The 22698-nt window shown below is 42.7% G+C and carries 13 protein-coding genes, 1 tRNA gene and 1 pseudogene; 5 read left to right on the plus strand and 10 right to left on the minus strand.

Annotated features, from left to right (window positions below; translation table 11 throughout):
* The first annotated feature begins 45 nt into the window (after window positions 1-45).
* Complete coding sequence (locus AAEY87_RS06100; RefSeq protein WP_350656375.1) at window positions 46-1662, plus strand: NAD(P)/FAD-dependent oxidoreductase; 1617 nt, start codon at window positions 46-48, stop codon at window positions 1660-1662.
* 180 nt (window positions 1663-1842) lie between these two features.
* On the opposite strand, the pseudogene AAEY87_RS06105 reads toward AAEY87_RS06100, so the two are convergent.
* From AAEY87_RS06105 to cadR, 5 genes and pseudogenes are all read right to left on the minus strand, one after another.
* Window positions 1843-3192: pseudogene (locus tag AAEY87_RS06105) on the minus strand (IS3 family transposase).
* 123 nt (window positions 3193-3315) lie between these two features.
* Complete coding sequence (locus tag AAEY87_RS06110) at window positions 3316-4014, minus strand: VIT1/CCC1 transporter family protein (protein WP_350656376.1); 699 nt, start codon at window positions 4012-4014, stop codon at window positions 3316-3318.
* 80 nt (window positions 4015-4094) lie between these two features.
* A complete protein-coding gene (locus AAEY87_RS06115) occupies window positions 4095-4427 on the minus strand; it encodes a hypothetical protein (protein ID WP_227514030.1) in 333 nt (110 codons plus the stop codon).
* A gap of 51 nt (window positions 4428-4478) precedes the next feature.
* Complete coding sequence (locus AAEY87_RS06120) at window positions 4479-4742, minus strand: hypothetical protein (protein ID WP_228138819.1); 264 nt, start codon at window positions 4740-4742, stop codon at window positions 4479-4481.
* A 303-nt stretch (window positions 4743-5045) separates the two neighbouring features.
* Complete coding sequence (cadR, locus tag AAEY87_RS06125; RefSeq protein WP_068035815.1) at window positions 5046-5459, minus strand: Cd(II)/Pb(II)-responsive transcriptional regulator; 414 nt, start codon at window positions 5457-5459, stop codon at window positions 5046-5048.
* 153 nt (window positions 5460-5612) lie between these two features.
* Between cadR and AAEY87_RS06130 the strand changes: the two genes are divergently transcribed.
* Window positions 5613-7760 (plus strand): heavy metal translocating P-type ATPase, encoded by a 2148-nt coding sequence (locus AAEY87_RS06130; RefSeq protein ID WP_350656377.1) that lies wholly within the window; start codon window positions 5613-5615, stop codon window positions 7758-7760.
* Between the two features lie 94 nt (window positions 7761-7854).
* Here the strand turns inward: AAEY87_RS06130 and AAEY87_RS06135 are convergent, their stop codons facing one another.
* The 4 genes from AAEY87_RS06135 to AAEY87_RS06150 all read right to left on the minus strand — a co-directional run bounded on the left by AAEY87_RS06135 (window position 7855) and on the right by AAEY87_RS06150 (window position 9873).
* A complete protein-coding gene (locus AAEY87_RS06135) occupies window positions 7855-8019 on the minus strand; it encodes a hypothetical protein (RefSeq protein WP_350656378.1) in 165 nt (54 codons plus the stop codon).
* A gap of 280 nt (window positions 8020-8299) precedes the next feature.
* Window positions 8300-8375 (minus strand) — tRNA-Arg (locus AAEY87_RS06140).
* 73 nt (window positions 8376-8448) lie between these two features.
* Window positions 8449-9156, minus strand: a complete 708-nt coding sequence (locus AAEY87_RS06145; protein ID WP_227514032.1) for a hypothetical protein — start codon at window positions 9154-9156, stop codon at window positions 8449-8451.
* A gap of 201 nt (window positions 9157-9357) precedes the next feature.
* Window positions 9358-9873, minus strand: coding sequence for a hypothetical protein (locus tag AAEY87_RS06150; RefSeq protein ID WP_350656379.1), 516 nt, complete (start codon window positions 9871-9873; stop codon window positions 9358-9360).
* Between the two features lie 600 nt (window positions 9874-10473).
* On the opposite strand from AAEY87_RS06150, the gene AAEY87_RS06155 reads away from it, so the two are divergent.
* From AAEY87_RS06155 to recD, 3 genes are all read left to right on the plus strand, one after another.
* On the plus strand, window positions 10474-14991 hold the full coding sequence (locus AAEY87_RS06155; RefSeq protein ID WP_350656380.1) for an exodeoxyribonuclease V subunit gamma: 4518 nt from the start codon (window positions 10474-10476) through the stop codon (window positions 14989-14991).
* A 74-nt stretch (window positions 14992-15065) separates the two neighbouring features.
* Entirely contained in the window at window positions 15066-19661 is a 4596-nt protein-coding gene (locus AAEY87_RS06160; RefSeq protein WP_350656381.1) for a UvrD-helicase domain-containing protein, read from the plus strand.
* 87 nt (window positions 19662-19748) lie between these two features.
* Window positions 19749-21956, plus strand: a complete 2208-nt coding sequence (recD, locus tag AAEY87_RS06165; protein ID WP_350656382.1) for an exodeoxyribonuclease V subunit alpha — start codon at window positions 19749-19751, stop codon at window positions 21954-21956.
* A 106-nt stretch (window positions 21957-22062) separates the two neighbouring features.
* Here recD and AAEY87_RS06170 read toward each other — a convergent pair whose 3' ends face one another.
* Complete coding sequence (locus AAEY87_RS06170) at window positions 22063-22626, minus strand: hypoxanthine-guanine phosphoribosyltransferase (RefSeq protein WP_068035828.1); 564 nt, start codon at window positions 22624-22626, stop codon at window positions 22063-22065.
* Window positions 22627-22698: the final 72 nt, after the last annotated feature.

Here is a 22698-nt window from a genome sequence, read left to right on the forward strand (position 1 = left end):
CAGTAAAATGCGAGACTGTTTTCTACACTAGTTTATGAGTAACCAATGATACGTTTAACTGAAATTAAATTGCCATTAAATCATGCACCTGAAGATCTAACTACTGCTATAATGACAAAACTTAAAATTTCTGCTGAGAAAATGGCTTCATTTGTGATGTTTAAACGTGGTTATGATGCTCGTAATAAAAGAAATATCCAATTAATTTATACGCTAGACATCACACTTACCGACTTGGATTTAACCAATGATTTACTGGTTCAATTTGAGTCAGACAACCATGTTAAAGCAACACCAGACACAAGTTATAACTATGTTGGCCAAGCGCCAGAGAATTTAACTGAGCGTCCTGTTGTTATTGGTTTTGGTCCTTGTGGTTTATTAGCAGGACTCACCCTTGCTCAAATGGGTTTTAAACCTATTATCATTGAACGCGGTAATGAAGTAAGACAACGCACCAAAGACACCTTTGGCTTTTGGCGTCAACGTAAATTAAACACAGAATCAAACGTACAATTCGGTGAAGGTGGAGCAGGTACCTTTTCCGACGGTAAATTATATAGCCAAGTGAAAGATCCAAATCATTATGGCCGTAAAGTAATGACAGAATTTGTTAAAGCCGGCGCACCAGAGGAAATTTTATTTGTTAGTAAACCGCACATAGGTACTTATAAGTTAGTCAGCATGGTAGAAAAAATGCGTGCCGAGATCATAGAACTCGGTGGTGAAGTCCGTTTTGCTACTCGCGTAGACGACTTGCATATAACTGACTCAAAAGTAACTGGCGTGACACTTAATAGTGGCGAAACCTTAAAAACTAACCATGTTGTTCTTGCTGTTGGTCATAGCGCCCGAGACACTTTTGAAATGATCCATGAGAAAGGCGTGTATGTTGAAGCAAAACCTTTCTCAATTGGCTTTAGGATTGAACATAAACAGTCAACCATAGACCAAGCACGCTTTGGTGACAATGCTGGAAACGAAATACTTGGCGCTGCGGATTACAAACTGGTTCATCACTGTAAAAATGGTCGTTCTGTTTATAGCTTCTGTATGTGTCCAGGCGGAACCGTTGTTGCCGCAACATCAGAAGAAGGCCGTGTTGTCACTAACGGCATGAGCCAATATTCAAGAAACGAACGTAACGCCAACAGTGCTATTGTTGTAGGCATCGACCCAGAGCGAGATTACCCAAACCACCCTCTTGCTGGTATCGACTTACAAAGAAAACTAGAAACCTTAGCGTTTGAATTAGGCGGCAAAGACTACAATGCACCAGCGCAAACCATTGGCGACTTCTTAAAAGGTAAACCAAATTCAGAATTAGGTGATGTTAACCCGTCTTACACACCGGGCATTACCTTAACCGACTTAAGCAAAGCACTACCCGATTTTGCCGTAGATGCCATACGTGAAGCCATTCCAGCGTTTAATAAAAAAATCCAAGGATTTTCATCTGACGACGGTTTACTAACTGGCGTAGAAACCAGAACATCGTCACCAATAAGTATTAAACGCAATAAAGAATTCCAAAGCATTAATACCAAAGGCTTATTCCCTGCAGGCGAAGGCGCTGGCTACGCAGGTGGAATATTATCAGCAGGGATTGATGGCATTAAAGTGGCCGAAGCTGTGGCGAAATCGATGTTGAAGATAGATTAAGAGCGGCTTTAGGCAAACCACAATATTAAACCTCTTACCTAGATAAAAATATGCGATCGAAAAAGCCTTTCAAGCTATGAAGTATAAAGCTTGAAAGGCTTTTTTGTGTTTTTAGGGTGGTGGACTACTCTTGTTGACCTATGCTGTCAAACCTGTAGACATTCACTTGGTAGATTTTAGTTACGCAGCCTGATGCTGAAAGCTAAACCACATCTTTCTTGGCAATAGATAACCTAAACCCTTTTGAATTCTCGTCTCACTGCGAGCATAGCTCTTGTCTTGCGTCGCTGCAAAGCAGTGCTTTGCTAATCGCTCCTCATTGTACTCAAGCTCGATATATTGTGTAATCTCGTTGATCGCTGTAAACCTTTTTTATAGTCTTGGTGATACATAAGCTCATTCTTCAACCTGCCCCAGAAATTCTCTATTGGCAGGTTTTCAAATGAGCGAGGAAAAGTAAGTGTCTGGGAGACACTTACCCGAGTACAAGGCGGAGGACTGTGCCCGTAGTGGTTGTCTTTACCACTCATTGAGCCTTTGAACTTATGCTGCTTAATGCTCTTGTGATACTCATTGCTACAATACTGACTGCCTCTGTCAGAATGTAAAATCAACCCTTGGCTGGGCCGCCTGCTCTTGATGGCCATATTGAGTGCATGGCATACTAAATCTGCTGTCATGTGTTTATTGATAGCGTAGGCGACCAGCTCTTTGGTGTAGAGGTCTTTAACGCCTGCTAAATACAGCCAGCCCTCGCAAGTCCAAATATATGTGATGTCACTAACCCACGACTCATTAGGTAGACTGTCGTCAAACTTCTGATCAAGCAGGTTTGGATAAATCAGCTTATTATGATTGGAGTTGATGGTGACTTTAAAGCGTTTGTGACGATGACATTTGATGTTATTTCTTCTTCGATACTTCTAACCATATATGGACTGATATCATGGCCTTGCTCTGTCAGCTTTGCCTGCAGTCGATCAACACCATAACGTTCTTTACTTTCACTGTAAGCGGCTCTAACCAATAGCTCGCAATGGTTGCGATGTATCTGTTGTTCGCTGATGTCACGACTGATCCAGTCATAGTAGCTTGATTGCTTAACAGCTAAGACCTTGCACATGCTTGCGATAGTAAAGACCTGTCTATTAGTTTTTATAAAAGCGTACTTCATGAGCTGTGTCTGGCAAAGTATGTGGTGGCCTCATTCTAGCATAGCTCTCATCTTGCGTAGGGGCGAAGCAGTGCTTCGCTTTATCCCTTCTCATTTAATATCTCTCGTTCATCTTCGGCCACTTTAAGTTGTCGCTTAAGCTGTTTTATCTCTTCAAGCGCAGTTGCTAATTGTGGGTCATATTGCTCAGTACCTTTGAGCTTGCCTTTATTCACTTTGTTTTGCCAATTAGATAACGTTTGCATCGCTATTCCTAGCTGCCGAGCAGTTGCACTCAAGTTACCATTGTTGTCTGCAATTTTTTTAATAGCTTCTGCTTTGAATTCTGTGCTATAGCTTTGCTTTTTCTTAGTCATAGTAAACTCCTTATCGAGTCGTTAGTTTACCAAGTTTACTTATACGGTTTCTTCAGCATAGCTCAAAGCTTAAAAAGCTCCCATTATTACCATAAACGAACTTTATAGTAAAGAAGACCGGAGCTAAACGCTTACGCCAAACAACCCGCCAATAAATGAGGTTGCTAGCATTGCCAATACACCCCATATTACCACCCGAGCAGTAGCAGGAATAATAGGAGCGCCGCCCAAGCGTGCTGATACTACACCAAGCAAAATTAAGCCCACAATGGTCAACGAGGCCAACGACCATACTAATGTCTCTGCTGGCAATAGTAGAATACCAATAACGGGTACTATGGCGCCTACTATGAATGAGATGGCAGAGGCAACGGAGGCTTGAAGTGGCTTTGCTGCATTTATGTCAGTCAAACCTATCTCATCACGCGCATGTGCCTCAAGGGCATCGTGCTCAGTTAAAGCCACGGCAACTTGATGGGCTAAGTTTTGCTCAAGTCCACGCTGCTCATAAATTTTTGTTAGCTCAAGAAGCTCTCGCTCAGAATTATGCGTCAATTCATGTTGCTCTTTTTCCAAGTCAGCTTTTTCAATGTCTGCCTGCGATGATACTGAAATGTACTCACCCGCTGCCATTGACAAGGCACCCGCAGTCAACGACGCAAGTCCTGTCAGTAGTAAAGTTTGGCTATTTGCGTTTGCAGCAGCAATACCAACCAGTAAGCTGGCGGTAGAAATTAATCCATCATTTGCACCTAACACTGCTGCTCTGAGCCATTGGCTACGGTTGCTTAAATGCACTTCATCATGAATAGAAAGAGACATAAATAACCTCAAAAATAACTAAGCAAGAATAATGAACCAAAAATACTATAGTATAGTTTACCTTGTAAATTGCTCAGAGATTAGCTAACTTGCCTTAAGGCATATAATCGATAGGCAATCAGTAAAAACACCACTGTCTGACTACCCGCATAAAACAATAATAGCGCTAGCAGTCTGCTATCAGAGCCCACCATAAACACATGAATACAAATGCCCATATAAGCTAAAAAGGTTAAAAAATGCAACCATCGCCATGCTGATTGACCCATGTATTTTTTAAGGTAGAAGCTAAACGCGCTGATGAATAAAAACCAAAATCCCAATTGTTCTAATGCGACACCGATACGGTCAGTCTGAAACCCAAGGGGTAATAATACCTGCCAAATATTAAGATTTATATAATTATCAGTCAATAGAATAATCGCATGAAAAGTAGAAAAGCCTACTGCGAGCAAGCTTAAATATTAATGTAATGCAAATACTTTTGCAGCATTAAAATACCGACATAGGCGCGTACTGAGCAACAAACCAAAAACAACTGCCAACCAAAATAAAGCATAGGCAATCACACCACTTGCGTGTGATGAGTACCAAAAATGCTTATCTGTGGTCATAAGGATTTGCGATAGGCTTTCTCCCCACAACGAAAGAGCATAGACACCACCGACTATGCCAGCACTTAAAATAAATACTGTCCATAGCGCCTGCACAATGGGTGATTCTGACAAGGATATCTCAAACCCTTACTTGCTTCGTTTTAGACGGTTGTAAAAAGGGTACACTTGCGTCGTTGGTTATATCATTATGATTGTTTTGGCCCATCATTACACCTCGCTTAATAGTCAGTTTATTTACTGACAACAACACGCTCTTAAGCTGAGCTTAGAGGGCAATAAAAATTTGAGTAATAAAAGATAATATTTGATGGAGGGTATAAAGAGTCAGAGTTTGCGTCGCCAAAATTTGTCAATTTGAATTGAATGAGATCATTTTATTACTATTAAACTTTGAGTAAAATAGATGATAGCCTATCAACCATGATGGCAAGAATTATCGGCAAGCGCATGTAATATCCCGCATGATTCAGCTGGGGCTTCGCTTGCACATTTTTGCCGCAAAACAAGCAGATGCTGTTTTAATTGCGCCAATTCTTCCATACGTATTTTGACTGCCTTAATATGCTCATCTAATAGCACATTGACCTCACCGCAGTTCTCATCAGGTTTATCCCTATACTGAAGCAGGGTTCGTACTTCATCCAAAGTCATATCGAGCGTACGACAGTGTAGGATAAATTGCAGACGTTCAATATGCCCCTCATTATATAAACGATAGTTGCCTTGGCTGCGTAAAGGCTCTGGTAATAACTTTTCTTTCTCATAATAGCGAATAGTTTCGACCGTCGCACCTGTACGTGTGGCAAGCTCGCCAATTTTGATAAGCACTTTTATCTCCTCAAATAATGGTCTCTATCATCTAAAACAATAAAATAACTATAAGGTTAGATGATAAAAGAATCAAACTGATTTTTTGTCAAAACCCTTGACCCTGAAGCCACTACAGGGTTCATAATACCTTTAATAAGAGGATAAATGATTATGCAATATCATATTGAAGGTATGGACTGTGCCAGTTGTGTTGGCAAAATTGAGCGGGCGCTAATACGTATGCCCGGTGTCTCTGACGTTCAGCTGAACTTTGCAACCCAAAAACTAGAGCTAATCCTAGCGCCTGATACGAATACTGAGATCAAAGATATCGAAAAAACCATTAAGCGCCTAGGGTTTGGGGTGTCATCTTTAACTGATCAAGAAAATGAGGTAGGCATTGAGGGTAGTCAAGCAGCGGTAGACGATCTGCGCTGGTGGCAAACCATAAAGGGCAGGCAGGTCGTTGGTACTGGGCTTTTAATGAGCGCAGCATATGTGTTGTCTTTGATCTTCCCTGAATATGGTGCATGGGCTTTTATTGCCGCTGTGGCTATCGGTGTCCTACCATTTGCTCGTAAAGCTTTTGCACTGGCGTCAGCAGGTTCGCCTTTTTCAATTGAAATGCTCATGTCTATCGCTGCTATTGGCGCCCTTATCATTGGTGAAGCTGAAGAAGCGGCTGCCGTGGTCTTTTTATTCTCAGTTGGTGAGCTGTTAGAGAGCGTCGCCGCTGATCGTGCTCGCGCAGGCATCAAAGCTTTATCATCGCTAGTACCAAAGACTGCCATCTTATTGGATGCGCAAGGACAACAACGTCAGGTGGCAGCGACTTCACTACAGGTTAACGATAAAGTTCTCGTGCGTCCTGGTGATAGAGTCTCTGCTGATGGTGTGATTATTCAAGGTATATCTAGCCTTGATGAGTCACCTGTGACTGGAGAATCTGTTCCTGTTGCCAAGACAATAGACGATGACGTCTTTGCTGGATCCATCAACGTTGATGGCGTACTACAAGTACGCGTGGAAAAAACGGCTGCGGATAATACGATTGCACGTATTATTGAGCTGGTGGAGCAGGCGCAAGCGTCCAAAGCACCGACCGCCCGTTTTATTGAAACCTTTAGCCACTACTATACGCCTATAGTGATGGTAATTGCTGCTCTGGTTATTATCATTCCACCGCTGCTGATGGGAGGAGAGTGGGCGACATGGCTGTATCGTGGTTTGGCGCTATTACTGATTGCCTGTCCTTGTGCCCTAGTACTATCAACACCCGCCGCTATTGCCTCAGGTTTGGCTGTTGGCGCGCGTCATGGACTGCTTATCAAAGGTGGTAATGTTATGGAGTTGGTGGGTCAAGTGAGTACCGTCGCTTTTGATAAAACGGGCACCTTGACCGAAGGCAAACCACGGGTAACCGATGTTATTGGCTTTACAATAGCGCATACAGATGCTGAGGGTGAAGACAAGTTATTGGCCCTATTTGCGAGTGTAGATTCCGCTTCTAGTCATCCTCTTGCTCAAGCTATTGTGGATCATGCCAAAGCAGCTAAGGTGAATATACCTGATGCCTCTAATGCTTCTGCTACTGCGGGTAAAGCAGTTTATGCAACTGTCGCTGGACGTACTTTATCCATTGGCTCATCAGTCTACGTCGCTGAGAAAGTTGTGTTGTCACCTGAGCAACAGGTTCAAATTGAGACGCTACAAAATGATGGTAAGACGGTTTCTATTTTGTTCGATGAGCAAACGGGTGAGGCACTAGGATTGGTGGCTCTACGTGATGAGCTGCGAGAGGATGCACAGCAAGCCATTGCACAGCTTAACAATATGAACGTGCGCTCTGTCATGCTCACAGGTGATAATAGCCGTACGGCAAAAGCGCTTGCCAGTCAGTTAGATATAGAATGGAAGGCTGAGCTGTTACCTGAGGACAAGCTGCGTCTACTCAGCGAGATGCAAGAGAACAGTAAAATAGCGATGATTGGTGATGGTATCAATGACGCACCCGCTTTGGCAACGGCAGATGTTGGCGTTGCGATGGGCAGTGGCACGGATGTGGCTATCGAAACGGCTGATATTGCACTATTAAAAAGCCGCGTGATGGACGTTGCTAACCTTATTGCTTTATCTCGCGCCACAATGAGAAATATTCATCAAAACGTCATATTTGCATTGGGCTTAAAAGGTATATTTCTGATAACGACTGTGCTCGGCATTACAGGACTTTGGATTGCCGTATTGGCTGATACCGGCGCTACTGTGCTAGTAACGCTAAATGCTTTGCGTTTACTGCGTTTTAAAGGAGTTAGCTGATTGGTAACTTGCCCTAAAAATAAGTAAATAACTCTAAATGTATATCGAGTATAGACAAGGTTAAGCTTATCTTTGCTCGATATACCTTAAAAAATTACTTTCTAGCTGAACACTCTAGTTCTACACTTGCCCCAAGTATGAGTGGTTCATCGGTGCCAAGTAAAGCGCCTTCAGGATAAGGTTCACTTAACCCCGCTGCGTAAGCTTCATTAAATTCACCAAACTTACTTAAATCTGCCAGTATTGCAGTACAGTTCACAAGGTCAGTCTTTTGATAGCCATCTTTTAAACCAATCTGCCCTGATAGATATAGCGTGTCGCCTAAGCGTACCACAGAAGAAAAAGGATATCGACTACTACGTCCATAGAAGATAGGCGTAAGCGTTGATTCTTTTTAGTGTCAGTAGCTACTAGTATCGCTTTTTTTGTAAAGGTTCTGGTGACGGTGTCATTGATATTTGCATTTGCTTGAGTTGCGGTAAATGCAAACAGAAGTATAAGGCTTACGAGGTAATATGGGTTGTTGTATTATATTGATATGGTGCGCCCACCAAGACTCGAACTCGGATCGATCGCTTAGGAGGCAATTGCTCTATCCTGTTGAGCTATAGGCGCATTATGGAGTGCCATTGTAAAAAAAAGCATGCATAAAAGCAATCAGCAAAAGATAAATAAACACGGTTTGTATCTACTTTCCGTTACTGAGGGCATCGGCAACCTGTATAGAGCTTTCATTTGATGCTGATTTGGAGCGTGATGTTGGGTTAAATAAGTCATGTAGATTATTTCTATAACCTTCAATATTCTCATAATCATGCTGTTTCAAAATATCTTGTCCCACACTAGATAGCAAGAAATTGCGGAAACTCGTCGCAGCAGGGTTTTCCGTTAAGATAACCCCGTCGACTGCTTTAGAGTCTCTCAGCGCATAACTAAATGATGCTAAATTACGCGCTTCCTTATTATCGTTTGGAGATGGCGCCTTAGCGTTTTCATCGTCATTATCTATAGCTTGATTAGTAGCTGTATGGTCAGCATTAATTGAGTTTTTATTACGCTCAGCTTGAGACTCTTTAAGCAAGGCTTGTAGAGGTGCTAAGCGCTCTTTAGAGATTTTATCATTAGCCATAATGATGTCAGTATTAAAAATAAGTTCTGAGCTTTTATTGACACCATTATCATCAGAAGTACTTGTATTTGGTAAAGTCAGCAGTTTATTAGCATTTACATAAAGCGTAAATATTTGCACCGTAGGATAGCGTGATTCAAAACGAGCAATGACATCATCCAAAGGTGATTGCAGTTTATCTTCTGCTTGTACGTACAAGATAGCAGTATTGACTGTTTCTGGATCATCCTCATTAACAGTAGATGTTTCCCCATTTGTACTTGCCATTATCGGGAGAGGGTCCATATTTTTCCGATTACTACTCCATAGCCAAGCAAAAATACCAATTATAATAACGAGTAGTAATAAAATTAGCCCAGCTAATAGTAGCTTGTAGTCTTTCATAGGTTACAGCTCATCTTTTGTTTTGAGATATTGTTTGAATTGTTTTAGTGTTTTTTCTTTTTTAATGTTGTCTCGATTTTTTACTTAATGCCGATGATGCAATACCTCATTGGTTAGATCCGCTAGCATATCGTCAAAAATATCATCTTCGGCAACAGGTGGCGTTATAGGCTCTGTCTTTTCTGCGTTATTTACAGTGTTGGTGGCCTCATTGTCATTGCCCAAAGACTGAACCGCTGAGATTGGCTCTTCTGTGTTTGATTGATGAGCAGCTAGCGGTGATTTACCATCATGAAGCAAAGCTCTTAACCATTCAAAGCCATGAACTTCCCACCAATCCTCAAATCGAGGCAATGTACTTCCACGTACAGCCTCAGGTAGATTTAGGGTGCGTAGTTTTTGTGCCAATATAGGATCAGTAATGGCTTGATGACGACTGAGATAAAGCGATTTTACGTCGCCATTGTAAGGCTGCCGACGTTGCCAAGCGGCATGGTCAATTTTCATACGTGGTAATTGCCACAGTTCACCGCGAAAATAAACGACATAAAGACGTTTTTCGGGATGAACAAAGATAGCATCAATGGGACGCATTGGCATAATACGTAATTATCTCGTTTTTGAGGTTAAAAGTTTTAGATGTTGGATGAAGATGTTATCTCAATCATCAATCATCATTAGTTATAGTAGAATCGCAATTTTCTAGTTTCAGATGATCAAGCTAGTTATCAATATTAACAAAACACGCGACATCATTTGTCGCAAGCTATTATGCATTTGAGTAATAAACTAGTAAATAGCGAGTATCAATGGCACACTATTCGCAGTATATTAGCTCGAAACTTACAACTACAGGTGTTGACGTTTGACAAGTCATATTACATTAAAGTCAGCAGTAGTTCACAATCAAACGCAGCTATCTTAGCAGAAATATATAACTGGCACGACAGCTAAACATAGATTAATGGATATTGCTCTTTGTGCTTATGATTGCTTTATGTTCTAAGAGCCATAATGTTAAGACAGTGTTTGTTTTATCTGTTTAAACTTTATTACTTTATATAGTATTAAATTGTCTACATCTATGTCCTTTTAAATCTTTTCTAACCGACTAAAACTTCTTATAACGTCATTGTTGTATCGCTGTTATTATTGCGAGCAGTTTTTATTATTTGTCTTATTTTAATTAGATTATTGTCTATGTTTACGATTATTCAGTCCCACCGTACCGAGCTTTTGGTTGAACAGTTATTAACAGCTTATAAGTCCAAAAACCAACCCATTTTTGAAGAGTTTGTGGTCATTGTGCCGTCAATGGTACTTGGTGATTGGCTAGATAAGTCTATTGCAAGCCAAGCGGGTATTAGCACCTTAGTGACGACGACGTTTTGGGGTCAGTATCAGTGGACATTGATGCAGGATGTATTGAGCCGCCACAATGCCTATTTATTAGAGCAAAACCCTGAAGCGGCAACGTTGAATGTGCCTGAGGTGGCAGTGCTGTCACCAACGGTAATGCAGTGGCGATTGTTTGGTTATTTGACTTATTACCAAGAGGCAATTGTAGGGGATGAAAAACATCCCGTTCATCCGTTGCTGGCGTCTTTGATTGATGAGCCACAAGAAGAAGTTCAGCAGGACAATGCTCAACAAGACAATGTACGACAGGATAAAGCGCAACAAGATGCGCGTATTTGGCAGCTGGCAAGTGATTTGGCGAGGGTGTTTAACCGCTATTTAACCCATCGTGAGGACTGGTTAGACCTATGGTCACACAATAAGCCGCTTAATGTAGATGCGCTGATAGCAGATAAAGATGCACTATCCCTGCGCTTCGATAAGTATGCGCGCGGCACCCCTGAGTGGTTGGTGGCGCATTATATAGAATTAGAGGTCGCGCAGCGTTTCTTATGGTCTCATTTGTTTGCCGATGTGCATCAGCACCGTGTGGCACTTGAGGATACCTTTTGGTCAGCCTTAAAAGAAAACAAAGCGAATGAGCGTGCTCAACTGCCCAAAGTACTGCGTATTTTTACCATTCAGCAATTGCCACAAACCGAGCTCGACTTTTTACAGCGCTTATCACAATACATGAATATCACACTGCTGCACTACAACCCATCCAAGCTGTTTTGGGCGGATATTGTTGATAAGTCTTGGCTACAGCGTCAGCAAATCATTAACCCTGAAAGCGTGTTTTTACGTGATTATGGTCACAGTTTGCTATCGCGTTTGGGCAAACAGTCACGTGATACCTTTGCGATGCTTGCTAATTTATCGGGTAATGAGCAATACCAAGACGCACTCGTCGAGTGGCAGGATATTTTTAATGAGGGCGATGATGGCTTAAGTGATAAGTTTGGTATTGGTTTTGATGACAGCGCTCACTATGTGCAAGATAGCCCAAGTTTATTAAGGCGTTTGCAAAATGATGTGTTGATGCTGGATGAGCAGTCTACCCAGCAAGCGACAGCAGCAAAAGTCTCGCAAGCAGTCAGCAAACAATTAGAGACAGGCTCTGATCAAGACGAGAAAGAGACGGCGTGGTATGACGATGAAGTGTTAGAAAATAAACGCTTTGAGAAGGAGCGTTTTTGGGCAATGTCTGCGCAAGATAATAGCCTAAGCATTCATTCGTGTCATAGTTTGCAGCGTCAACTTGAAGTACTACGTATTATGATTGGGCGCTGGCTCAATGAACCTTTAACACCTGGTGAGAAAAAACGCCATATATCCGATATTGTCGTTTTGCTACCCGATGTTGAGCGTCACCATGCGCTGATCAGCTCTATTTTTGTGAGCGGTAAAGGTCAAGACGGTTTGACCCTACCAGCAAAGGTAACCGGTGTTGTCGATGCGGATATTCGTCAGCTATGGGAAGCCATTATTGGTTTTTATAAGCTATTAGGCAGCCATAGTGCCCGCTTTGAAGCGGCAGAGGTGCTTGATTGGCTAATGCTACCACCGCTGTATGAAAGTTTTGGCTTAACCCATGACCAGATGAGCCGTGGTTGTGATTTGCTGGTAGAGGCAGGCTTTATCCGCGGCTTTGATGAATGGCATCTTAAACAAACCTTAGATAGCAACGACTATGACTACCGATTTACCTTTGCTCAAGCGCTAGATAGATTAACCTTGGGTCTGGTGATGCCAGAGGCCAGTTTGAGCGATTGCTTATATCCTTTGGCACAGGAAGATTGGCCAAGCACTGCCTTGCCAGAGATGAGTTTGCCGCTACCGCAAGTGAGCCTAAATGATGCGATGATTGTCGAAGCGCTTTGTCGTATTTATGCCGGTTTGACTGCTCGCCGTGATGATCATACACAAAAACTAAAAGCGGAAGATTGGCTCGATCAGATTGAGAAACAAGTCATTCATCGCTACTTTGGTGATGTCGATCAAACCCGTACGATGCGCGCCATCTATAATGCGATGAATGGCTTTAAGTCAAGCCTGAGGGCCAATCGTCACTATAGACAGTACGCCAGTAGCGATAGTGTCAGTAATGCTAACAAAAAAGAAGTAGAGCAAAGGCTGGCAGGCGTTGAGCAGTTGCCATTAAAGCTGAGTTTTATGTTGGACAGTATCGAGGCGGAGCTTGAGAGTCAGCAGGTCAGTGCCGAGCCGACTGGGGTGATTACCTTTGGTCGATTTGGTGCGTTAAGAAACGTGCCTTTTGATTTGGTGGTGATGCTCAATATGGATCTCTCTGAATTCCCTGGGCGTGATCTTGATAATCGATATGATTTGATGAAAGCCACCAATTCCCGCCGCGGTGATAGAGTCAGTGAAGATGATGATAATGGTGCATTTTTAGACGCATTGCTGTGTGCGCGCAGTGCTTGCTGGATATTTTATAACGGTCAAAGTCTGACAGACACCCACGAGCACCTGCCAGCCAACCCAGTCAGTGAGCTATTACAGTTTTTGCAAGGTGAGGTGCAATGGCAGGTAAACTCGCTTGAAGCATTAGACACATTCCCTAGACATGTTGACTCTACCACCGAGAGCCTTAAACGTTATTTACCTAAATTGATTAAGCAGTGGCTGGTGACTGAGCATCCAGCACTGCCGTTTCATGAGAGTTTGTTTGAAACAGATATTGAAGACGCAGATGTTTCTGAGCAAGCGTCTGACACTGCTAAGCCTAATTTGAATGAAAGCGCAGCTATCCACACTGAAAATAATATTCAAGACAACAGACTTATTGATAATGCAGATGAGTTAGATGTTCTTTTAAATACAGCCATGCGCAAAACCAAGCTTGCGCAAAAACGTCAGTTTCCGCCTGCGCCGCTTTGGCAAGCGGTGTTTCATACCTTAAAGGGCAGAGCATTTAGTGAGCATGCAGAACTGGTTGGCTTGCCTACCAAAGCACAGTACGAATCAATCGCTCAGCTGCTTGGTCAATCTCTAGGTCAGTTAGGACAAGTAGACAATCAAACCTTAGCTACATTGGCTGAGATGTTGTCACTAGAAGCGACAGCTGTATCCAGTGATTCTGCTGATATAGATGATGCTACTAAAAGGTCTCTTGCCGATACCGTATTTAACATTGGGGAGATAGACGTTGAAGGGGTATTGGCGTATCAAGTGCGTCATCCGGCCAAGGCATTTTTGCGTACTCAAAAGGTGCACGTGGTGCAGGGCGAGGAAGCGATGGCACATCAAGAGCCGCTATTCCTAGATAATCTGACGACTTATCAGATTAAAGAGTATTTGATTAATGAGTTGGCGAGCGATGCAGCCAATAACAGTACCGACAGCACAGCCACGCAAGACAGCCCAATTCTAATGTATCAAAAAATCATGCCAGCAGGTGTGGCGCGCCAAACGACCTTGCCCAATCAACAACAAAAACTGCAACAGCAATGTCAGGAATTTAAAGAGCAGCTAATTGCTAATGGCTTGGATGATACCCAGATATTGGAGGAGAGTGATATAGGCGGTTTGCAGCTACTGACCCCAACCACCGAGTACCCCGTTCAGCTAGCGCTAGCATCCGTGCTAAGTCATGCTGATAGTGAAATATGGCACAAGCTATTACCTAAAATGGTTAAGATAAAAGGCTCAGTACCAACATCAGTGCTAATAGGTGCTAATAACAATCGCTCTAATCTACAGGCTGGCATGTCCTATGCCGAGCAATCCCCCAAGCAGTGGTTAAACATACTACCCAATTCTGCTAGCCCTAAGCATTTAATCAAGTTTTGGTTGTCGCATTTGTATTGGCAAGTTGCCAGACGCACGACAGCCGAGCAGGTAGCACTAAATGATGGCGTAAGTATTTGGCGTTTTAATAAATCAAGCTCACAAGTCAAAAAGTATGAAAAAACAACGGCCTTTAAACTCAGCCCTATTATGTATGAGGATGCCGTGACCGAGCTGATAAAGTGGGCGATATTTGGCAAGGTAATCGGTCAAGTGCCGATTACCTTATTGCCAGAATATGCGCTTAGTTATCTTGATAAGTGTGCAAAAGCGGCAGAGAGTGAAGACGAGAGCGGCAGCTATTGGCCAAAACGCGCAGATTTCTTAGATTGGCTAAGACCTAACTATCATGTAGACACGGTATACGATACCTGCTCGCAGCATGCTATTTGGCAATATGTACTGCGTGATCAAGACGCCTTTAAAGCCCTATCAGCAGCATTAACGACGTTAGCACAGCCGCTGTATGAGCCGATGTTTACTGCCCTACAAGGTTTAGATAGTTAGCTGGCTAGTTGGTTATTCAAAACGGTTCGTTTTTTGCCCTTTGGCTTAATTAATAATAAAAAGTGTACGCCCATATGACAGAATTTACCGCCACCACTAACATGATGGACATTTCTACCCAGCCACACTCATCTGATGAGTACCTGAGTGAATCGCCTCACTCATTTGATACATATCAGGGTATGACTGACAGTGAGTGTATGGATGACGACATGACTAAGCCTAAGAATAAGGCGGATGTGATACCAGCGGTTGATGTTGCATTGACGGGTCGGCATCTTATCGAAGCGTCAGCCGGTACGGGTAAAACGTGGACACTAACTGGCATTGTACTGCGTCTGTTGATTGAAGCACGGCGTGCGCCAGAGCAAATTATCGCGACGACCTTTACCCGCGCCGCTGCAGCTGAGATGCGTCAGCGCATTCATGATCGTTTGGTGGATTTTTATCAGCTGCTGCAATGGGTGAATAGCCTGAGTGCTGACCCCGCTAATAAAGAGAGTTTGTATCCGCATATACTACAGGTGACACCTGATAGTGATAAGGATAAGCAAGCAGTCAATAGCTCAAATACGGATTCAAACGCTGAAACAGATGTTGATGAACTAAATCAAGACGTTGTTTATAACAACGTTCATGACAAAAAAGCCGCTGCTGAAAAGCGCGCACAAGCAAAAAAAGATCGTGAGGATTGGCTGATCGCTCAGGCTAAATATGTGCGCTTAGATGACATCATGCAAGACCCTATTAATCTGCATTTGGTCGGCTACTTGCTTGATCATGTATACAGCTATCCAATGACAGAGGCCATTCGACGCACGGCGCTGGTATTAACCACCTTGGATAAGCTGTTTGTCGGCACCCTTGATAGTTTGGCGCAAAAATGGTTGAAGGAGTACAGTAGCGAGACCGGTCATCAGCAAGGCATGGCTATTATTGAAGACAGCAGTATTGAGCAAGTGACTGACAGTATTGTTCATGATGAGCTGCGTCAGTTTCAAAGTAGGCTGTATCATGAGCAGCCTAAATTGTATGCATTGATGGATCAGCAAGGTAAGCTGACGGCGGTTGGCGATCATAAAAGTTATGTGACTCGGTCGCTGAATTTTATCTCTGCGCCGATTAATGAGGTTGTGAGCAGTGATTTTTCTTTTGAGGGTTATGAGCGGCTTATCCGCAGTATCATTGAGCGCAGCGACGAGCTTGATGCTTTCTTTAAGCCTGAGGGTGAATATCATGAAGTTCCCAAAGGACAATTGCAAAACAATAGAGAGTCTTGGCCGAAAATTATTCAAGTGTTAGAAGAGTCTGGTCCAGCCGCTTATAAGTTCATATCAGACAAAAAAACTTATACTGGAAAGTTAATCGAAGCTTTTGAGAAAACCGATAATATTGGCTCTCAGTTTCGTGTACCAAAAGATGGTGAAAGAGTTAATTTAATATTTAATGAGTTGCAGGTGGTTCGTGACTTTAAACGGTATATTGAAGAAAGTAAGACGCTTGATGAATACGTCATTACTATTTTAGCTAATCTAAATCGCCATATCGTGCTTGCGGTTCGTGACAGGCTACCGATTATCTTAGAAGAGCACGGTGAGACCACATTTAGCTTGCAGATGGTACGTTTGAACCAAGCATTAACGGGTCGGCAAGGAGAGAAGCTGGCACGTTATATTCGTCATCACTATCCAGTGGCATTGATTGATGAGTCGCAAGACATCAATGGCGAGCAAGCCATTATGATTGAAAGTATCTATCTGCCGAAGCGTAAACGTAAACCGTCGGCCAATGACAAACAGGCTACTAATAAAGCCAACCATGAGTTTTTATTATTGGTTGGTGATCCTAAACAGGCCATTTATGGGTTTCGCGGCGGTGATGTCGCCAACTACAATTATATGAAAGCCCAGTTTGACAAAAGCAGCCTTTGGACGCTTGATATTAACCGTCGTTCAAACGCCAGTGTGATTAATGCCCTAAACTGCTGGTTTGGTATGCCTGCGCCAGTGACTAATGAGAATAGGCTCGCACAGTTAGGTAGTGGTATTTATTATCAACACATTAAAGCACATAAAGAAGAAAATCAGCTGTCTTGGTTTAATGAGCCAGACATACTAAACAGTGACCTAAACAGCGACTTAGTAAATGACGTGCTCTCTGCTCAGCCAGTGAGTGTGTTGCACCTGCCTTATGATAAAGACAAAGAGCTTGAGTACGATGAGCATGAAATCACAGCGCGTCATATTGCGACCTTACTCAGCAGTGGTCAGACATTAAAAGGCAAACCGATTCAGCCGAGTGATATCGGCGTGCTGGCACGTGCCAAAAAAGATTTAAAACGGGTTGAAGACGAGCTAGTAAAACTCAATGTGCCGACCTTGACCACCAGTGATGTCAGTATCTTTGAAACCGTCATGGCAGAAGATGTGGCAGCGCTGCTGAGTGCCATGCTATACCCGTATCGTCATGACATGATTAATCGGGTGCTGACCAGTCATCTATATGGTCTGAGTATCAAGAATGTCAAAGCCATGATGACTGACCATGAGTTAGGGGCTGTAGATTTAAATAGCGTTAATACAAAAGCCATTGATAATCAGAAAAGCTATCAAGACTTTATTAGCTATTTAAAAGAAGGCACACAGCGCTGGCAGCACTTTGGCATATTATCGGCCATGCATTACTTGTTAGATGAAAGCCCTGTGCAGCCGCAAGGCGTTTGGCAAGCCTTAGCCGCGCATCCAGAAGGCGATCGTCATATTATGGATTTGCGCCATGTGATGGATATATTAGCGCAGTATGGTATCGGCATGGGTGAGTACGAGCTGCTAGCTTGGTTTAGACAAAACATAGATGCCGCGCCTAGTAGTGATTGGGCTAAGCAGTATCCGTTACCGACAGAGTCTGGCGTGCAGCTAATGACCATCCATAAATCAAAAGGGTTAGAATTCCCCATTGTCTATGTACTGGGTATGGGCGATGCCAGTAGGAAGTCAGGTAATAAAGAAGAATACGGGTTATATCTCTATAACGCGCAACAAAACCCTACCCAGCAAGATGCTACTCAACAAGACGCTATTCAACAAAATCAGTCAGCGTTAGCTCAGCAATCGACAGGCAATCAGCGCCGATTCTCTCCTGTACAAGGCTCTGCGACCACAGAGGGCTACTATACCGATATGGAGACGCAAGAGGGCTTTGATGAGATGCGCCGGCTTGGTTATGTGGCATTTACTCGCGCCAGTGAGCAGCTTTATGTGGTGCTGCGAGATCCCCACAACAAAACAGGGTTTGAATTAAAGCCGGTGTTCTATTGGTTTGATTCACCAGAGCCAAAATTTGAATTGCCAGATAGACTCAAAGGCACCATAGGCATGATTAGAGGCCATAAGGTCAATGACTTTTATAACGATAACTGTGCTGCCGCTAAAGCAGGCGCATTAACGGAAAATGGAACGCCTGATTCTATTACGCCCAAAACCGAACCTATTAAGTATGATGATTTTTCAGAGGTCATGAAAATCAATTACTTTTACGGTTGGGCTAAGACCAGTTTTACCGCCTTAGCCCGTCAGCTAGATGAATCAACGCAGACAATGGCTATCATGGATGAGCGTATTGATGATGCGATAGATATTGATATGACCGAAACTTCGGTTTCAGTTGTGCCATCACTGAATAATAATGAGTCTGTTGAGCAAGTCGATGAGTTAAGTCTCAAGCTAGAGGATGATATTCGTTTTACTTTTGTGAAAGGTGCCAATGCGGGTACATTTTTGCATGAGATATTTGAAAAAATTGATTTTAACAATAAATCACAGTGGTCTCAGGTTATCGATAGAGCCATCAGTAGCTATCAGCTGCCACTGGTGTATAGCAGTGCCGAAACCCAAAGTCGTCGATTACAAGCGAAGAAGCAAGAGCAAGGCGATAGTGCTTCATTAAATACTGATTCATTGAATTCGGACTCGATAGATGCTAGCAAGCATGAAGCTCTCATTGGCTGGATTGAGGAGGTGCTACATACGCCGTTATTGGCGTCCAATCAACCGTTACGCTCTATCGATGCAAGTCAGAGGTTTGCTGAATTAGAGTTCAATATGGGGCTGTCAGAGCGTTTTAAAGCACAAGATATTAATAGACTCTTTCAACAGTACCTGCCTAATGAAACCGACAAACATGTCAGTCTTGTTCCGCAAAACAAAGCGCATTTGTATCGTTATTTACGTGGTGAGATCGATTTGGTGTATGAGCATGCTGGCAAGTATTACGTCGTCGACTATAAGAGTAATTTTTTAGGAAATAGCCTAAGCGATTATAATGAAAACACCCTCAAGCAAGCAATGTCCAAAGCAGGATATTGGTTGCAAGCAGCGATTTATCAGGTGGCGTTGCATCGATTCTTATCTATGCGGATTAATGACTATGCAGGCAATGAAGATAAGTATTTGGGCGCGGTGGAGTATGTTTTTTTACGGGGCGTATATGATCCAGCTGCCTCGTTAGCTATTGAAGCAGAAGATGCTAATACGCTTGACGGTAGCAATTTAATGCACAGTAATTCAATAAAGCATAAATCAATAAGCAGTGCCCGCTATGGATTGGTGACTTGGGACATTCCTATTGATTTTATTAAAGCCCTAGATGCATTGTTTGGCATGCCAAGCTAGCAGGCTATACAAAATGCATAAAATAACGGTTTTGATGCAACAAATTACTATAGCGATTAATCATATAAATATAGAGAAAAACATACTATGAGTAATAATAAGAGCAGGGCCGATATAAGCTTACAAGAAAGCTGGGCCAGCAACATCAGTGATTATATTTTGCTGCGCCGTCAGCAAACGCATTTCGCGTATAGCGTGACCGATGCCAAGCCTAATACTGATAGCGCAAAAATAGATAAAACACCAGATAGTGGCTTATTTACGGCTTTATTCACTATGTTGGCGACGCATTTAGAAGAGGGGCATACTGTACTCACCATTGAGGAAACTGAGCATGAGGTGCCGCTGAGCGGTCAAATCAATGGCGAGCTGGTGACACTATATGCTTGGCAACAGCAGCTGTTAGAGATGCTAGCAATGCCGATTATTGCCTTGATTGACACTCAAATAGAGGTTCAATCAGAGGCCGATATTACAGCTGAGGTATCGATATTTTTATTGCTAGAGACTTTGTTTGCTAAGCAAGACCAGTTATGGGCGCAGTTGGCACTGAGTAATCATGAAAAAGAGATGTTGGTTAAAAGGTTTGATGCAGTAGCGGCACTCTACCAGTTATTGAAAAATAGCAACTTAACGTCTTTTTCTAAGTTAATCGATAAGCACACTTTGTTCGCTGACGTTAATGCTAACGTAAACAATAATGAAAATAAAAATAGCCTAAGCAAAAATAATCAGCCTATCGTTTATCAGCTTATCAATAACAAAGAGGCTGATAAACAAAACGCAGCAATCACTTTTTGGTTACACAGAGCTTGGCAAGCAGAATTTAACTTAGCCGCGCGCATCAATACTATTTTAGACCAGCAGGTAACACCGCTAGAGATAGCAATACCCGAAAACCTTCATGAACATCAGATAAAGGCAATTAATGTCGCTAATAACAATGCCTTTAGCATTATTACTGGTGGGCCAGGGACGGGGAAGACCTACACTGTTGCTCAGCTAGTGATTGCACTGCAACAGGCTACAGAGAGTGGGGGAGGTGCGTCTGAAAGCATTAGGTTCAGCACTGACAGTGCTAGCTTGGCATTAGCAGCACCAACTGGTAAAGCTGCACAGCGGATGCAAGAGTCTCTGCAGGCAGCGTTAGACGCAGCGGATGTTGAACTACAGTTGCAAGAAGCAAAAACCATTCATCGCTTATTAGGTATCGGTCGGACGGGCAGACCGCGTTACGATGCCAATAATCCACTTGGCGAAGATATTATCATCGTCGATGAGGCGTCGATGCTAGGGGTTGAGCTGGCGAACTATCTTGTGAGTGCGGTAAAGCCTGGCGCAAGGCTCATATTGTTAGGAGATGCCAACCAGTTAGCCGCAGTAGATGCAGGGGCGGTACTGGCTGACTTGTGCCGTATTCCGCGGTTAGAGCCTATCCATGCAGAGCTAACAGAGAGTCGTCGATTTACAGCAGACTCGGGTATCGGTAAGCTTGCTTATCAAATCAACAAAACGGAGACAGATACTCATGCTATTTGGCAGTTGTTAAAGCATGATAAGGCACTGAGTTTTCAGTATGTGAATAGCATCAACACCTTACAAACAGAAGCTTCTCAAGATAATAAAATAGAAAATAGCCTAAGTAAAAATAAAAATGTCTCAAACCTCACCTTAAATTACCATCCCTACATAAACAAAATCAAAACGTTGCTGATAAATACAATAGAAAAATCCGTGCCAGAATCAGTTAAAGATACCATTGCTTCATTAATGGAAACCTTTAATCAGTTCAGGGTGTTAACTGCCGGCCATAATGGCGAGTGGGGCGACCATTATATTAATAATTACTTTACTCAATGGCACCTTACTGAGCTTAAGCTACCACTGGGTCAAAACACATGGTTTCATGGTCGTCCCGTTATGGTCCTTCAAAACAACTATGAGCTAGGATTATTTAACGGCGATATTGGTTTTTGTTTGCAAACTGGTGATGAGCGTAGTCGACTCGAAGTGTTTTTTGAAAATAAAAAGCAGGGGATAGCCGTCAATCTGCTTAATGAAGAGGTGATTGCCACCGCCTATGCGATGACTATTCACAAATCGCAAGGGTCTGAGTTTGATCATGTGGCCATTACTTTTGATAATAGTCATGCAAGATTGCTGAGCAAAGAGCTTATTTATACCGCTGTGACCCGTGCCAAAAAACAGGTGACCATATATAGTACGAAATCTGCTTTGGAAAAGGCCGTCCAGACACCTACTGAGCGTCATACGGGTTTGGCATTACAGTTTTAATAATACCAAACAACTTTACCGTTGACGCATACGCGTACTTAGTAAAAATAGTCCAACGAAAAAAGCACCCACTGGGTGCTTTTTTATTGTTCAAACCAAAGAATGACTAGATTTTGTCTTCTTTAATAGCATAGATACCAGGCAAATGACGCAAGTAACCATGGAAATCCATACCACAGCCATAAACATAACGGTCGGCGACATTAATACCAACAAAATCAACGTCAAAGTCTGCAACCTTGCGATCATGCTCTTTATTGAGTAATACACAAGATTCAATAGTTAGCGGTTTTTCTTTACCTAACTCTTCTACGATAGCTTTTAAGGTAATACCTTCGTCAAAAATATCATCAATCAGTAATACGTGCTCGCCTTCAAGGCTAACATCAGGTTTGAATTTCCAATCAAGCTCATTGGTGCCTTCATTATCACGATAGCGTGAAGCATGAATATAATGCATACGATGATAGAAGGTTAAATGAGTCAGCAGCTGACCGGCTGGAATGAGTCCGCCATTCATAACAACCATAACGATTGGATTAAGACCAGCATAATGAAGGTTAAGTTGAGCGGCAAGACGCTCATAGGCCGCAGCTACTTCGATACTACTAATGAGGCATTCTGAGTTGCGCAGGGTTTTTTCAATTTCTTGATTACTGATTTGAGTCATGAGTTGCGCCTTCGAGGAAAAGTGCTGCTTATTTTAGCAAGTTTTAGTGAATTTGCCCAACGAGATATTACT

The sequence above is a fragment of the Psychrobacter sp. S1-30-MNA-CIBAN-0213 genome, from assembly GCF_040309845.1.
GTDB lineage: Bacteria > Pseudomonadota > Gammaproteobacteria > Pseudomonadales > Moraxellaceae > Psychrobacter.